At 40.0% G+C, this 18,403-nt stretch carries 2 protein-coding genes; one reads left to right on the forward strand and one right to left on the reverse strand.

Annotated features, from left to right (window positions below):
* Positions 1 to 45: 45 nt before the first annotated feature.
* Positions 46 to 18,177: a non-ribosomal peptide synthetase gene (locus UABAM_RS20845; RefSeq protein WP_151969932.1), complete on the forward strand. Its 18,132-nt coding sequence runs from the start codon at positions 46 to 48 to the stop codon at positions 18,175 to 18,177.
* Positions 18,178 to 18,180: 3 nt separating this feature from the next.
* On the opposite strand, the gene UABAM_RS33490 is transcribed toward UABAM_RS20845, so the two are convergent.
* Positions 18,181 to 18,336 (reverse strand): hypothetical protein, encoded by a 156-nt coding sequence (locus tag UABAM_RS33490; RefSeq protein WP_173013463.1) that lies wholly within the window; start codon positions 18,334 to 18,336, stop codon positions 18,181 to 18,183.
* Positions 18,337 to 18,403: the final 67 nt, after the last annotated feature.

Below are 18,403 nucleotides of genomic sequence, written 5' to 3' on the forward strand. Positions count from 1 at the left end.
AGTTTTCACTGCCAGTTTAAAATGTAAGAATAACAAGGATATACAATGGTTTCGCCAAACAAAACGTACGCCCTTTCTCCTTTGCAGAAAGGCATGCTGTTTTATTCACTATCCCAACCAGGCACTTATATTCAGCAAACAATTTTCACCGTAGATAGTGCTATCGACATTGCAAAATTTCGCCAAGCTTGGGAATGTATTGTTGCCAGATATGAAGTTTTTAGAGCTAGCTTTCATCTTCATGAGGGTAACTACAGAGTCCACCAACAGGGCAACGTAAATATCACCGTAAAAAACTGGTATGGCTTATCTACCAAAGAACAACGACAACAGCAGCAATTATTTTTACAAAAAGACCGTCGCACAATTTTTGGCTACGAACAACCATCTGTGATGCGTTTTACGCTCCTACAGTTGTCGCCACAAAAATCACAAATTATTTGGACATTTCCGCATGTACTTTTAGATGGACGGTCAAGGTGTAAAATTGTTAGCGAATTTCTTTACACCTATGATTGTCTTTGTCAGCAAAAACAACCACGACGCACTTTTTTTCCCGAATATCATCGTTATAGTGACTGGCTAAGAAATCACGACTTTTCTTCTGCGAAATCATTTTTTACCGATCAGAAATTTTATCCTACGAAGATGATTGCAGTGCAGGTTGAACAAGAAAAACACCACCAACAACAAATATCCTTAGATGTTAGAGTAACGCAAGCACTACAAAATGTAGCTAATCAGCATGCGATTTCCGTGAATATTTTATTCCAGGCGGCCTGGGCATTAGTGTTGTCTAGGCACGTGGGAAATAATAAGGTTACATTTGGCGCTACGCGAGCATGCCGCCATATCGCCGTGCAAAAAAGTAGTGACATTGTGGGATGTATGATCAACACCTTACCTATCGGCGTCGAAGTAGATGATATGAATTCGCTACAGGATTTTTTGCAAAAAATACACCGTTACTGGATAGATCTACGCGATTACGAACACACCCCGCTAGATGATATCCAAAAATGGTGCAACCATTCTCAGTCGCTTTTCGATACCAGTATTGTTTTTGAAAACTACACATTTGCCGAAAAAGTTGTAGAACTATACCCTGGGTGTCAAAACTACTCTTGGGAGTTGCGGCAGCAATCGCATTATCCGTTGACGTTGATAGCATCACGTGGAAAAGAATTGCATATTTGTGCGGAATACAATGCTCACCACTTCTCTTCTCCTTACATAGAGCGATTACTACAGCAAGTTGCATATGTTTTACAGCAGTTTGCGCAAAACAATTTACAAAAATCTCTACGTGGTATTTGCGTTTTACCCATTCCGCAGAAGCAACGTCTGCTACTAGAATTCAACGACAGTCAAGTCGAATATGCGCGAAATAAAACTGTGGGGGAGTTATTTGACGTTCAGGCACAAAAAACACCACACAAGGTAGCCATCATCGATAGTGCAAAGCAGTTAACGTATAGGCAATTACAAGTTTTGTCAGATAAAATAGCGTTATACTTACAACAGCAAGGCGTTACGCACGAAATGGCTGTGGCAATACACATGTCAAAATCACTCAACATGTTAACGATGCTTCTCGCTGTTGTCAAATCCGGTGGATACTACGTACCGATAAATACACGCGATCCGCAGCAAAGGCGAGATTTTATTATCGAAGACAACAAGTGCAAAATCATTATCTGCGACGATGAAACCACTTATTATAAGAACAGTAGAATATTACACTATGAACATCTACTCGAAGAGAGCATGAATGGCGATGTTGGTGAGAAACCACACAAACAATCACTGCCCGATTCTCTTATCTATACGATGTATACTTCAGGGTCAACAGGGAAACCAAAAGGTATAGGGGTTACGCATCGCAATGTTGTGCGTTTGGTGGATAATACCAATTATGTACAGCTTGATGAAGATACACGCATTTTACATGCGGCATCACCAGCATTTGACGCAGCGACATTTGAAATTTGGGGTGCATTACTTTGTGGAGGAACATGCTGTGTATCTGGTGACGATTTACTGGAAATTGGCGAAGATCTACAAAAATACACGATCAATACCTTATGGTTAACAGCGGCTCTATTCAATGCGGTCATCGATACGTTTCCCCAAGCATTGCAAAATGTTAAGCAACTTATCGTCGGAGGTGAAGCTCTTTCTCCACGGCATATAAAAAAGGCCGTGCAAGAATTACCTTGTACACAATTGATGAACGGCTACGGGCCGACAGAAAATACCACATTTACTACCTATTATGCCATTGGCGATTGCCTTGAGGGGGCAGATTTATCGGGCATTGCTATTGGTAAACCGATTGCCAATACCCAGGTATACATTCTCGATCGCTTTCTCAACATTGTTCCTCAAGGATGTGTTGGTGAGTTATACGCTGCAGGAGATGGTCTTGCGCGGGGTTATATAAATAAGTCAAGGTGGACCGCGGCAAAAATGTTGCCAAACCCGTTTAGCAAAGAACCGGGAGCACGTATGTATAAAACGGGAGACCTTGCTCGTTACAGAGAAAATGGCGACATTGAATATATGGGCCGTATTGACCATCAAGTGAAATTGCGCGGTTTTCGCATTGAATTAGGTGAGATAGAAGCGGCATTATTACAACACGAACACATTTGTGCGTGTGTCGTTGTCTGTGTCGATGACGAAGAAAACGACAAGCATTTACTCGCGTATGTCGTTGCTAGCGGAACGCAGAACATCGAACTGGCAACTTTGCGAATATGGCTCGAAGATAAACTACCATGGTATATGATCCCCGCACAATTTATCGCGCTGGATGAATTACCGCTAAACAAAAATGGCAAAATCAATCGCAAACTCCTACCATTACCGGATGATTTTTCATTTGCAAAAAGCTATGTCGCTGCGTGCAATAGCACGGAGGAAAAACTTGTCGAAATCTGGCAAGAAGTACTAAGTACAAAAAAAATGGGTGTTCACGATAACTTTTTCTCCCTAGGTGGAAATTCTCTATCTGTGATGAAAATGGCGGTCAAAATACAACAGCACTGGCAAATAGATTTGTCGTTGCAAAGCATTTTTGCCCACCCGACGATTGCTAAATTAGCGAATGTTATACACCGCCAAGCAAAAGCGATGTATATAGTTGCGCAAAACAAACAACTCTACCCGTTGTCATTTACACAAAGACGTCTATGGTTTTTGCATAGACTACAGCCGCATTCTTCGTTTTACAATATACCGATGATTAAGTCACTAAATGGCATGCTGTGTGTAGATCAATTAAAACAGGCTTTGCAGAAAGTGATTTTGCGACATTCAATACTACGCAGTTTTATACAGGAAAGTGTAGATGGTGACGTACAGCAAAAAATAGTCGAGAATCTGCCACAAATCGCCATTGTCGATCTAGAAAATGAGTTGCAAGTAGAGCAACGTATTCACGAAGAAGCTGTCGCTGTGACCGATAGAACATTTGTGCTAACAGAACCGCACCTCGCGCGTTTCAAAATTATCCGCGTAAACTCGCAGCACCATATTTTATGTGTTGTCGTACACCATATTATTTGTGATCATCAATCACTGCAAATATTGTGGCGCGAAGTTAAAGAGGTTTACGATTGCCTTGTACAAAAAAGAGATATGGTGTTACCAGATTTAGAAATACAATATGGCGATTTTTGTGTTTGGCAGAGAGAATTACAAGAGAGTCGCCGATGGAATTCACTGCGCGAGTATTGGCAATGCATTTTCAAAGACGCAAAAACATTTTTGCCATTACCCACCGACTACCCACGTCCAGCAGTACAAAAATTTTATGGGGCCGATTATCAAGTATCACTTGACGAACAGTTGTCGCAACAACTACAACAATGTGCACAAGGTCACGAATGCACTTTATTTATTGTTCTTTTAGCCGCATTCAATATTTTACTACAACGCTACAGCGGAGAGGACGATATCGTAGTTGGTGTTCCGACCGCAAGCCGTTACTACCCACAACTCGAAAACCACATTGGCTTTTTTATCAGTACTCTGGCGCTACGTTGTGATGTTGGTGGAGATCCAGACTTTATACAACTTGCGCTACGCATGAAAGAAGCATGTCTACAAGCATACGCGCATCAAGAATATCCGTTTGAAAAGCTTGTCGAAGACCTCAACCCGGTACGCGATACAAGTCGCAATCCGATTTTTCAAGTAATGCTCAATATGGTGGACGACGAACCTGATGGAAATCTCAAAAATGTACAGGCGACCAATTATCCACTAAAAGCGACTGCGACGAAGTTTGATTTGACTCTATATGTGAAAAAAAGCAATGGACTACAATTCAATTTTCGTTACGACACCGACCTTTTTCACCCACAGACAATTGCGCAAATGGCGCAACAGTTTTGCGAATTACTCAAAAGTCTGGTGGCGAATCCATTCCTGCGTATTTCACAACTTAACATGTTGACAAAATATGATAAAGAGAGCTTACCTGACCTAAATGTCGCAATAGAGGAACCACCACAAAAATTGGTGACAGACTGGATCGAGGAATGGTGCGAAAAAAAACCACAGTCCATTGCTATTTCTTACAATAAAATACAATGGAGTTATCAGCAATTACAAAACGCTGCGCAGAATATGGCTAAATTCCTAATAGAAGTAAAAGGTCAGCGTGTGGGAATATACGGTACGAAAAACGCCACTTTGGTCGCATCTATCATTGGGTGTATGTTGAGTGGCAAAGTATTTGTGCTCATCGACGAAAACTTACCGGAAAATCGCAAGGAATTGTTGGTGAAAACGAGCGAATTAGATGCGCTACTTGTTGTCTCGACACCGCAGCAAAGTTTATCTTTTGCTAAAGAAATAGATACTTACTTTGTAGATAGTGAATGTTCAACAATTAAATCTACACATAGAGAATGGGTTTCTCACAGCCAAACATCGACAATCAACGAAATTCATAATGCCAACCAACCTTGTTATATCTTTTTTACTTCCGGGTCAACGGGAATTCCTAAGGCAATCCTTGGTAGTCATAAAGGTTTGGCTCATTTTATTAACTGGCAAAGAGAGACTTTTTCTGTAAATTGTGAAGACAATGTGAGTTGTCTCATCGCACTTTCTTTCGATGCGATTTTACGTGAAATATTTTTAGCATTAACTAGTGGCGCTACTCTCGTTTTACCAACGAAAGAAATGATAGAGTCAGAAAAAATTGTCCAGTGGCTACAACAACAAAAAATAACCATATTTCATAGTGTTCCCTCACTTTTACAACACTGGATATCAGGTTCCTCATCTTGCGCAGAATGGATACGTTGTTTGTTTATCTCTGGCGAGGCTTTACTTGATACCTTGGTCGACCAATGCCGTACGTCTTTTCCTAAAACAAAAATAATTAATCTCTACGGTCCGACGGAAACCACGTTTGTCAAATGCTACTACGAAATTCCGCCGCATGTCACTCCCGGAGTACAACCATTGGGAAAACCTTTACCGCAAACACAAGCTCTTATTATGAGAGATAATCACTTGTGTGCTTTTGGGGAACCAGGAGAAATAGTATTGCGTACCCCTTTTCGTACTCTAGGTTATTTAAACGAGGAACAAAACCGCGATAGATTTGTGGTAAATCCGCAACGCGATGATGACAAAGATTTACTTTATCGCACAGGAGATAGAGGTCGTTATAACGCGCAAGGTCTTTTACAATTTTTGGGGCGCATCGACGATCAAGTAAAAATACTTGGTGTGCGCATCGAGCCAAATGAGGTAAAAAATGTTCTCATACAACATCCACAAATACAAAACTGTGCTGTTGTGGTTCATACAAAAACACCACAGCCGTACTTGGTCGCTTATGTTGTGACATCATGCGACCGTTTTTGTGAAAAAGAATTCAAAGAATATACGCGAAAAAAGTTGCCAGAAGTAATGGTCCCAAAAATATTCGTTGCGATAGAAACCGTTCCGCTCACCGCCAGTGGTAAATTAAATCGCGCTGCGCTTCCCGAGATACATTCAACAAAAAATACACCATTAATTCTACCGCGTAACAAGATAGAAGAGCAGTTGTATGATATATGGCAAAAACTTTTGCAGGTCGACGAAATCAGTATAGACGATGACTTTTTTGCTCTAGGAGGACATTCGTTATTGGCAATGCGCATGGTAAGAAAAATAAAGAGTGCCTTGCATATAGATGTCGCGCTACAAAATATTTTTGAACAAACCACAATTGGAGATCTGGCCAAATACATTGAAGATAATGAAATCAAATCGCAAAAGATGGTCCGTTTGAATCTCGAATCGTATCCTCTCTCATTCACGCAACAGCGCTTATGGTTTTTGTATTTGTTACAGCCACAGTCGCCTTTTTATCACATTTCTTTTGTGCGCAAATTAGAGGGAGAGATAGACGCCGAATGTTTAAAGAAAGCCTTTGCGCAACTTGTGCAACGTCAATCAATATTACGGACCTATTTTTGTCAGGAAACGAATTATGAGGTATGTCAAAAAGTAAAAAAAGATCATATTCCCATAACCATTATTGATGTTTCACATGACAAACACCGCGCTCAACGAGTTTCACAAGAGGTGAATGTTACCACTCAAGCACCTTTTACGCTTACCGAGTTTCCGTTAGTGCGTTTTAAATTGATCAAAACGCAAAACAAGAGTTATGTTTTGTGTATCGTTCTTCATCATATCATTGGTGACCAAACTTCCGTGCAAATTTTGTGGCGGGAACTAGTTGAGTTGTACAATGCGTTACTACAAAAAAGATCTGCGCGCCTGACACCATTGTCTTTACAATATGGAGACTATTGTGTGTGGCAACAACAACAAAATTTAGTAAAACAGCGCGAATATTGGCTGCAAAAGTTTTTGCAGGAACCGCCATTTTTAGATTTAGTTACCGATTATCCGCGGCAACAAAATAATCAATACCTAGGCGCGCAGTGTTCTGTTACGGTAGATAAAGATCTAAAGCAGAAATTGCAAAGGCTAGCTCAGAAAAGTGATTGTACGATGTTTATGGTTTTACTCAGCGCTTTCCATATACTTTTACATCGTTATAGTGGACAAAATGACATTACCGTTGGTTCAGCTATTACAAATCGTCATTCCCTAGAAAACAACATAGGGTTGTTCATAAATACTCTAGCATTGCGTATAAATATCGAAGAAAACTCTACTTTCGACGCGTTACTGAAAAATGTAAAAAAAACTTGCTTGGAAGCATATATACACCAGGATTACCCATTTGAAAAATTAGTGAAAGATCTCAATCCCATGCGGGATCTAAACCGCAATCCTATTTTTCAAGTGATGATAAATATGATGGATATGAGTGGAAACAAAGAGTGTTTTTTAGGCGTTGAGTCCAGTACATATGCGAAAGAAGTTGCCTCGACCAAGTTTGATCTAACTCTTTATGTAAAGTTAAAGCCGACGCAAAATTTGCAGTTTAGTTTACGCTACAACAGTGAATTATTTACGGCACAAACTATGCAACAAATGCTGGAACAATTTATACAGTTACTCAAAAGCATTGTCGATAACTCACAACAAGTTATTACTGATTTGAGTATTCTTACTGCGAAAGACACAACTTATCAACAGCAAATTTGCGGAGAAATAATAGAACCGCCTCAAAAATTTCTTCCGCAAGCCATATGCGAGTGGGTACAAAAGACTCCAAATTCGGTAGCGCTTTCGCGTGAAGGAAAACATTGGGACTATAGTGAATTGCAGTTAGCTTCGCAAAAAGTAGCCAATTTTTTAAGATCACACTCCGCGAAATATGTGGCGATTTATGGTGAAAAGAACTTTTCCTTAATCGCTGCGATCGTTGGTTGTATGTTAAGCGAGAAAGTTTTTGTGCTCATTGATGAAAACTTACCGCAAAATCGCAAAGAGGTTATGTTGACAACAAGCGATGCTGGTATATTATTGACAACATGTCGCGATAAGTTGGAATTTGCACGCAACGTAGACGTATATTTTATCGATAAAAATTGTGGTATTTATCACTGCTGCGATGAGGAAATAGAAGAACTTACAGGCTATGAATCCGAAGTCACTAGCCAAGAGTTAGAAGCGACAAATGAGGGGTTAAACTATCCGTGTTATATCTTCTTTACTTCTGGTTCGACGGGAACACCTAAAGCGGTATTGGGCAACCACAAGGGGCTTGCGCATTTTATTCGCTGGCAACGCGAAACATTTTCTATCTCTGCGCAAGACAGAGTGGCGCATGTAACCAATATTTCTTTCGATGTGGTGTTGCGTGAGATATTCGTTACTCTAAGTGCCGGAGCAACCTTGTGTATTCCTCCGCAGTGGGAAGAAGTTCTTACATGGGCAAAACGCGAACAAATCACTATTGTGCACAGTGTTCCCTCATTAATGGAATTTTGGCTGGAAAAAGTGGAGTCTCCGTTGCCAAAAGTGCGTCTGCTTTTTATGGCCGGAGAAGCGCTCCACGATCACTTGGTTGAAAAATGTTGCAAAATCTTTCCCAACGCACAAATCATTAATTTATATGGACCAACAGAAACTACATTGGCAAAGTGCTATCATATTGTGCCTCAGCCTGCCAAACGCGGCATACAACTATTGGGAAAACCTTTGCCGCAAACGCAGGTTTTCATTATGAAGAATGAGTCTCTGTGTGCATTAGGAGAACCAGGAGAGATAGTGATTCGCACTCCTTTTCGCACACTTGGTTATGTGAATAATCCTCACGAACGCTTTTTTACCAATCCGTTTACCAAAGATGAAAATGATTTGCTATATCGAACCGGAGATCGTGGGCGATATCATGCCGATGGCTCGTTGGAATTTTTAGGGCGCATGGATGAACAAATAAAAATCCTGGGTATGCGCATAGAACCAGATGAAATCAAGAATGTGATTTTACGTCACCCACACGTTCGCGATTGCGTCGTTGTTGCGCAACAAAATAAATCGCTATTGGTTGCTTACGTCGTTTGCGCCGAAGAAATTATTACTGAATTACCTAGTTACGTGCAGAGTTTGCTTCCGCGGATTATGGTTCCCAAGTTGTTTATCCCCATAAAATCCATTCCACTCACCGCTAGCGGTAAAGTCAATCGTCGTCAGTTACCAGCTATTGATTTGCGGCCATCGCCACAAAAAATTGTGCCGCGGACTCCGTACGAGAAAAAAGTTAGTGCAATTTGGCAAGAAGTACTGTCGACGACTGTTGTGGGAATTGATGACGATTTTTTTGCTCTTGGAGGGCACTCGTTACTCGCCATGCGTATGATTGGTATGGTTAGGGATATTTTACACGTAGAGGCTTCTCTACGCCTTATTTTTGAATTTCCCGCTCTACGACAATTTGTGCAAGCTTTAGTGCAAAAGGAGCAAATACAAAAACCCCTTGTTGCGTTAAATCAACAGCTTTACCCCTTATCCTTCGCACAGAGTCGTTTGTGGTTTGTACAAAACTTATTGGTGGACAGTCATCTTTACAACATGTCGCTAGTAAAAAATATCTATGGCGATTTACAGCTTCCCTACTTACGACAAGCTATTGGTGTCTTGGTGAATAGACATGAAACTTTACGCACCTATATCTATGAAGATGATGAGGGGGGGGCATGGCAAAAAATATGCGATAGTGATATAGATGTATTTGTACATGATTTTACACGCCAGCCCCAGCAAGTAAAGTCGTTCATTGCAAAAGAACGTCAACACCTTTTTACTCTGACGGAATTTCCCTTGGTGCGTTTTACCGTTGCCAAGGTAAATGAACAACATCATATCTTGTGCATCGTTATACACCACATCATTAGCGATCATTGGTCGCAGCAAGTTTTGTGGGGCGAGTTAACAAAAATTTACAACTCTTTATTGCAACAACAACAAGTGCAACTACCCAAATTAAAATTACAGTATGGGGACTTTTGTGCGTGGCAACAGCAGCAAGATATGACAGTGCAAAAAGAGTATTGGTTGGAACAATTTGCGACGCTGCCGCATCCCATAGATCTTCCCACGGATTATCCACGTCCCTCACGCCAGAGTTTTCGCGGAGCAACACATACGTTTATCATTGAAAAGACGCTGTGTCAAAGTTTACTGGATCTCTCACAACGCGAGAACTGTACGTTATTTTTTGTTATGCTTACAGCGTTTAATATCCTACTACGGCGCTACAGCGGGCAAAAAGATCTTACCATTGGCGTACCAATTAGTAATCGCCACCACGGTGAACTACAAAATAACATAGGCTTTTTTGTCAATACTTTGGCAATACGTAATTATATCGAAGACCAAAATTCATTCCTTGAAGTGTTACACCAAGTAAAGAACCAATGTCGACAAGCTTACGCTCACCAGGATTATCCTTTTGAGCATTTAGTGAAAGAAATCAATCCACCTCGCGATTTGAGCCGTCATGCTATTTTTCAAATCGCAATGAATATGCTGGATAACTACACAATGGAAATTGATTGTGATTGGGAGCACCTACGCATAGAAAATTATCAACGTAAAATAGTCAACGCGCGGTTTGATTTAACTCTCAATGTAAAACAGACAAATGAATTGAAATGCACCTTCGTTTACAATCGTGATTTATTTTCTGCGGAAACAGTTGGTTCTTGGGCACACTCATTTACCATGTTACTTAACGATATAGTACAAAATCCACAGCAAAGAATATCTGTACTACAAGCTACTCCCCAGAGGAGCGCAGCGTCAAATTACATAGAAAAAAAGACGCAGAGTGGGTATCTAGCTCCTCGTAACAGTATAGAGGCAGAACTTGTTACTATTTGGCAAGAAACTTTAAAAACAAAACCTATTGGAATTACAGATAATTTTTTTGAGCTAGGTGGTCATTCCATTCTTGCGATTAAATTAATTAACCGTACTCGTAAAGTTTTTTCTTTAAAGATGTCTCTACAGATTATTTTTGAAAAGCCAACGATACAGCAGTTAGCAGAGTATATCAAAAATAGTAAGACACAAACTGCTTCTCATAACCGTACAAAAAACATTGAAAAATATCCGCTATCGTTTTCACAAGAGCAACTGTGGTTTTTCTACTTGCTCGATCCACAAAGCACGTTTTATAACATAACCACTTGTAAACAACTACAAGGAGATTTAAATACAAAATATTTGCAGAAAGCCGTTGCCAAATTGAGTATGAGACACCTAGCCCTGAGAACATATATTGAACCAGAAAGTAATGGGCAAGTATGGCAAAGAGTACATGAAAGTTCGCTAAAGCTTGTGGTGGAAGACATATCTATGTATAGCGATGTCGAAAAACAACATAAAATATCCCAACACCAGAAAACTAAGTTTAACCTAACCGAATATCCATTGGTAAGCCTACGATTGTTTAGAATAGAACGACGTTGCCATATACTCTCTATTGTCATACACCATATTATCAGCGATGGTTGGTCGCAAAACATCATATGGAAAGAGTTGGTCGCATTGTATAACTCTTACATAAACTCCGAAGATTGTTCTTTGCCATCTATTGGTGTAAGTTATGGTGATTTTTGTATTTGGCAACGTGAGCAGTACAATTGGGAGGAACACAAAAGTTATTGGAAAAAGCAGTTGCAAAATTTACCAACACCTCTGGCCCTACCGACAGATTTTCCACGTCCATCGCAGCAAGACTTTGCCGGAGGAGAATACACCGTTACGATAGATAAAGTTTTACAGGAAACACTGAAGAATATCGCCCTGAAAAATGACACAACGGTTTTTATTGTGTTATTAACCGCTTTCAAAATGTTTTTAAGTCGCTACAGTGCGCAAAAAGACATCGTCGTTGGTTTTCCTGTGGCAAATCGTTTGCAACATGATTGTGAAAATACGGTTGGTTTTTTTGCAAATACCTTAGTTCTACGCACAAAATTGGACATGAATCTCTCTTTTACACAATGTCTAAAAGAAGTGACCAATAATTTCGCGCAGGCGATTACACGCGAAGAGTTTGGGTTCTCACAACTGGTTAAGACAATTAATCCACCGCGTGACATGAGTCGCAACCCCATATTTCAAGTAATGGTTACCAGATTTTACTCTACAACGAAAGTACCCCTCAAGGGAATTACGGTTTCTAACATCGCGAAACAAAAAACTACATCTAAATTTGATTTAACTCTCTCGATAAAATCGCAAGGAGATTTGGTTTTCTATTACAAAAGTGGTCTTTTCCGCCAAAGTACCATTCAAAAAATAGCTGGTGATTTTATTGAATTGTTACAAGACGTGATTTCCCAGCCGCAGAAGTGTATTGCGATGCAATCCACAGATACAGTGTACGCCATCATCTCCAGCAGAGCAAAGCAAGAACCCAACGCTATGGCTTTATTGGATCAAAAAGCAAATAGCATTTGTAATCATCAATTGCTACATAATATCCAAAGTAATGTAAGACAGCTGCAATCATGGGGCATTAAACGCAACAATCGCGTCGCCATTGTTCTTGATAATGGTCCATGCATGGCGAGCTGTTTCTTAGCGGTTTGTTGTTGTGCAACTAGTGCTCCTTTAAACCCCTCCTACACAGAAAGCGAATATGAATTCTATCTTACAGACTTAGATGCGAAGGCGCTTATTATCGCAGGAAAGGAAAATGTTCCGGCAAAAAATGTCGCGAAAAGACTTAACATTCCTGTCTGGCAATTAGTTGCAGACGAGCAGAAACCGGGTTTATTTAGGTTGGAGGGAGGCCAGGTACAAGAAAATACACATCATGAGTTTGCACATCCACAAGATGTTGCCTTGGTTTTACATACATCAGGAACAACATCACGTCCGAAGATGGTACCTCTTACTCACCGCAATATATGTACTTCCGCGGCAAATATTAGCAAAACTCTCCATTTACAGCCAAGAGATCGTTGTCTAAATGTCATGCCTTTGTTTCATATTCATGGTCTAATGGGCGTTCTTTTGTCTTCCATGTATTCAGGAGCCAGTATTGTTTGTAGCCAAGGTTTTCAAAGTGATTTATTTTTTTCATGGTTAGAAAAATGTGACCCCACTTGGTATTCAGCGGTTCCAACAATGCACCAAGCAATCCTAGCTATTGCACAAGACCATCAAGAAATTATTGACCAAAGTCGTTTACGTCTAATTCGTTCCTCGTCTTCTTCCCTTGCCCCAAACATCATTACAAATTTAGAAAAGATATTTTCTGTGCCAGTTATCGAGTCATATGGTATGACGGAGGCATCGCACCAAATGACAAGTAACCCTCTGCCACCGCAAAAGCGTAAACCAGGCTCTGTTGGACAAGCAGCAGGTCCGCAAGTGGCCATTATGGACAGCGTAGGAAATTTACAACCAGCAGAGACAGAAGGGGAGATTGTGATCAAAGGAACAAGTGTCACTCTTGGCTATGAAAATAATCCGCAAGCGAATGAAAGCGCATTTTGCAATGGTTGGTTCCGTACAGGAGATACCGGCTATTTTGATAAAGATAAATATCTATATATCAAAGGAAGAATTAAGGAAATTATTAATCGCGGTGGAGAAAAAATTTCGCCACGAGAAGTAGATGAAGTGCTACTCCAATATCCTGGTGTTCGCCAAGCAGTTACTTTTGCGATACCACACAATACTTTGGGGCAAGATGTTGCCGCCGCGATTATTCTAAAACCAGATGTCCAAATAACAGAACAACAAATACGTGACTTTGCTTTTGAACAACTCGCGGCTTTTAAAGTACCAAGTAAAGTCGTGTTTACAAACAAAATTCCTCTTGGCCCGACTGGAAAAATGCAAAGGGTTCAGCTTGGAAAGCAGTTAGGGGATTTGCTAAAAGTTGACTACAAAGCCGCGACGAGTAGTGTCGAAAAAAGCTTTTGCGATATTTGGACGCAAATCCTCCATGTCAATAACATTAGTATTGATGACAACTTTTTTGTCTTAGGAGGAGATTCTCTATCTGGAATGCAGGTGATTAACTTAATTAACTTACAACATGAAATTGACTTGCCCGTTTCACATCTGTTTCGTTATCCAACGATCCGTCAGCTTGCCGCTGTTGCTGGACAGTCGCAACAAAGTACACCTGATTCACCATTACCCGTTTCTCGGAACTTGCAAATACCATTGTCTTTTAGCCAAGAAAGTATGTGGTACTTACACTATATTACCAACTCTCCCGCCTACAATAGGCCTTTGAACTTGCGTTTATACGGTTCATTAGATATTGCGACCTTGCAAAAAAGTTTAAATGTGATCATTGCGCGACATGAAACTCTACGCACGAACATCAGTTGCGATGAAAATCATGTTCCATTTCAAAAAATTCACAGTGTAAGACAATTGGAGTTGGAAGTAGTAGATTTACAAAATTTATCTGTTGCAGAGCAACAAGAAAAAACAGAGCAGTTTTTGCTTAGTAGTGGGCAAAAACTCTTTAATCTCGCAGAAGATTTACTTGTACACGCCAAACTCTTATGTTTTTCACCGCAAGATTTTTTACTCAACATTACATTTCATCACATTGTATTTGATGGTTGGTCGGAAGGAGTTTTTCTCAACGAACTCAACGAAATTTATGCTTCCTTACAACAAAAACAAGGAATAAAACTACCTGATTTACCCATACAACATGCCGATTATTCTTACTGGCAAAGAGGAAAAACTTATGAAAAACAATGTGCCTATTGGCAACAAAAACTGGATGATTATGATGATAACTCAATGTTTCCTACAGACAAACCACGTCCCCAAATCCCCAGTGGTACAGGTGCTCAGTACCCGATAAACATTGACAAAGATCTCTATCAACGTTTACAAAATCTCGCAGAAAAAAGTCATTGCACACTTTTTTCATTACTTTTAACGGCATATAGCGTGCTCATTGTTCGTTACGCAAAGATCAGTGATATTGTGATCGCTGTTCCCTTTTCGGAAAGAGATTTGCCCGCCACTCAAAATTTAATTGCGATGATGATCCAAACACAACCTTTACGTATAAAGTTATCCAAAGAATCGAGCTTTATACAGCTTGCGTCGCAGATACAACAAACTTCACTTGAGGCACGAGAGAATATGTGTGCTTTCCAAGATATAATAAAAGTCACCCAAGCTAAGCGTCATACAATGCATTCGCCTTTGACGCAACTCATGTTTGTTTTTGAAAATTTTCCGACAATACCAAGCAATATCCATACTCTAGAAGTCAATGTACAATATGCAGATTTAAAAACGTCGTATGCCGACTTAGCTCTAGACATCTCTGTCGTAGGAGATAGCTTAAAAAGTTTTTTTACTTACGCGACAGACCTATTTTTTCCAACTACCATCGCAAATATGGCGCAAAGTTTTGTACAGTTACTTCACAACATCGTTGACAATCCTCAACAGTGCATTTCATCACCTATCGGCGATGAAAATCAAATATTAGGAGCACAATACGACGCTAAAAACGAGGTAGTCCCACAAAAAATGCAAGTAAGTATTCTTCATAAATTTAACCAAACACATGCCGTATACCCTTCTCAGAAATCGTTATTACAACTGTTTGAGGAACAGGTAGCAAGAACACCAAATTCGATGGCGGTTATTTTTGGAAACGAACGCTTGACATATCAGATGTTAGATAATCGCGCGAGTAGTCTAGCACGTTGTCTACAGACTAAAAATATTGACAAGGCAGTCGGCGTTTTACTACAAAGATCCCCTGATATAATCGTAGCGATGTTCGCTATTTTCAAAGCGGGAGGAATTTATGTTCCTATCGATCCTCATTACCCAAGTACCAGAATACTTCAAATGGTTGAATCTGCAAATATTACAACTGTGATTACCGATGAAGATCATATCAATCTTTTACCATCACATGTACAAACAATTGTCATTAGCGATAAACAATCAGCAGAAACGTCTACTTTGCAAATATCCATTCACCCGCAACAAGTGGCGTATATTATTTTTACCTCGGGAACGACTGGACAACCCAAAGGGGTCGCTGTCAGTCATCAATCACTAGTGAATACAGTTTGGTACTACAGGCATCTTTATCGAAATAATCATCACCAAGAATTACTGATTACGTCTTTTTGTTTTGACGTCTCCATGCGACAAATATTTAGTAACTTAGTTTTTGGTCACACATTACATATCGCGAATGACACCACCATTCATGACGAAAAACTTCTAGGTGAGTATATCTACGACCATCAGATTTCGGTTTTAGAGGTAACGCCCAGTTATTTTCAAGCACTATTAGAGTCACTAGACGCAAAAAACTACCAAAGTTTACATTTTATTATCTTTGGATCGGAGGCTCTTAAGTGGCAACTCGTTGAATCTGTACAAAACAGCATACCCTCGGCAGTACTCTTTAACGGTTACGGGCCGACAGAATGCTGCGTGGATAGCCATTTTTACGAAATAAGCCGAGAACTCGATACCAAAACAGTTCCTATTGGTAAAAGCAAGGATAACTTTCAAACCTATATACTCGACAAAAACCTTTCGCCTGTTGCCATCGGAGTAGTCGGCGAAATATACATTTCAGGTATTGGTTTAGCTCATGGCTATGTCAATAATACGCCTTTCACCGCAGAAAAATTTGTCCCCAATCCTTATGTAAGTGGTGCAAGAATGTACAAAACTGGAGATCTTGCCCAGTGGCTACCCGATGGTAATATCGAATACGTAGGGCGGATAGATCATCAAGTCAAAATTCGTGGCTTTCGCGTGGAATTAGAAGAAATAGAAACTGTTTTGACGCGGCATGAAAACGTACAACAGGCTGTGGTTACCCATTTAGAAAATAGTTCAAATCAAAGTTTGTGTGCTTACATCATTACCAAACAAAAAGAACTCAGTAGTCAGGAAATGCGTACATGGTTGCAACAATATTTGCCGGATTATATGATACCGACATTTTTTGTTGTGTTACAAAAATTTCCTTTAACTACAAATAGTAAAATCGATCGTAAAGCTTTGCCCCTTCCAAATGTTTCTGCGATAAACGAAGATGCACATACACCTCCGCAAAATGACACACAGCGTGCACTTGTCGATATCTGGGAGCAAATTCTCCAGCACCAGTATATTGGAATCTATGATAATTTTTTTGAACTTGGTGGTTACTCATTGTTGGCGATGGTGATGACCAACAAAATTCGTGAGCGACTTGGTGCCGAAATTTCCGTGGGACAGATATTTAAATCGCCGACAATTGCCGAAATAGCTAAGCTTATAGAAGTAAAACCTATATATGAAAAAAGTATTGGACATTCACTGCTAACGGCGCAACTTGCTAACGCCATCAATAGGCTGTTTCAAACAGAATTATCGATTCCTTTTTTACTCAGCAACCCGACAATTGAACAAATTGCGGCGAAAATACACGGCGATCACCAGTACAATTCCGTAGTAATTCCTTTTCAAAGTGATGAAAATAAAACACCGATGTTTTGTTTTCCATGTATTGGGGGCAGTGCCTTATATCTACATCATTTTTTACAGAGTATGGCAAAAACGCGTCCTTGTTATGCACTTCAAGGGATAAGTGATTTTGATACGTTAGAAGAAATCGCGCGGTTTTACATAGCGCAAGTAAAAAAAATTCAGCCTCAAGGACCCTATATCATCGTGGGACATTCTTTTGGTGGTAAGATTGCCTTTGAAGTAGCGCGACAACTCCATGTGGAAGGAGAAAAAATACACAAACTCATTATCATTGACACAACTCCAACAATAAATCTCTCAAAACAAGTGAGTGAAGAGCAAATATTTGATGAAGTGGCACAGCTATTCGCAAAAGTCTACAACCGCAGCATTGTACTGCATAAAGAACAGCTGCAAAACGTATCTTTCGCAAAAAAAATTGAAAAGCTACAGCAGTGCCTTGTTGTGTCTGGATTGCTACCTAAAGGCGACTATCATGCATACCTAGAAAACTTTACCCAAGTATACAAGGTTCAACGCCAAATTTGTTATTCTCCGGAGAAAAAGAAATACTCTATCCCCACAGTACTTTATCTTTCCAAGAATTCTAAACCCCAAAAAAATAACTTTTGGGGGTGGCAGGAATATTTGCATGAGATCGAGTTGATGTGGATAGAAAGTGATCATTACTCTATGGTTACGCCTCCGTACAATGAGGCTATTATACAACATCTTTTGAACTCTTTGTAAAACCTATAAGTAGTAGAGAATAATTTTGCCTTGGGCAATCATTATAGGTAATTTTTGCATAAAGTTACCTACAATCGCGATGGTATAGATTTGCGCCCCGCGCCACTGTTTACCAACAATCAATTTTCCTTGGATAAATTTGTCGAGGTCTTGCGCCAATTCATTGACATTTGCATAACGATTTACTTTCTTTTTGGCGAGTGCTTTTAAACAGATGTAGTCTAAA

It is taken from the genome of Candidatus Uabimicrobium amorphum (genome assembly GCF_009002475.1).
GTDB lineage: Bacteria > Planctomycetota > Uabimicrobiia > Uabimicrobiales > Uabimicrobiaceae > Uabimicrobium > Uabimicrobium amorphum.

Bases quoted from the DNA above. Each gene is read 5' to 3' on its own strand.
- UABAM_RS20845 (WP_151969932.1), top strand. From the start codon at position 46: ATGGTTTCGCCAAACAAAACGTACGCCCTTTCTCCTTTGCAGAAAGGC.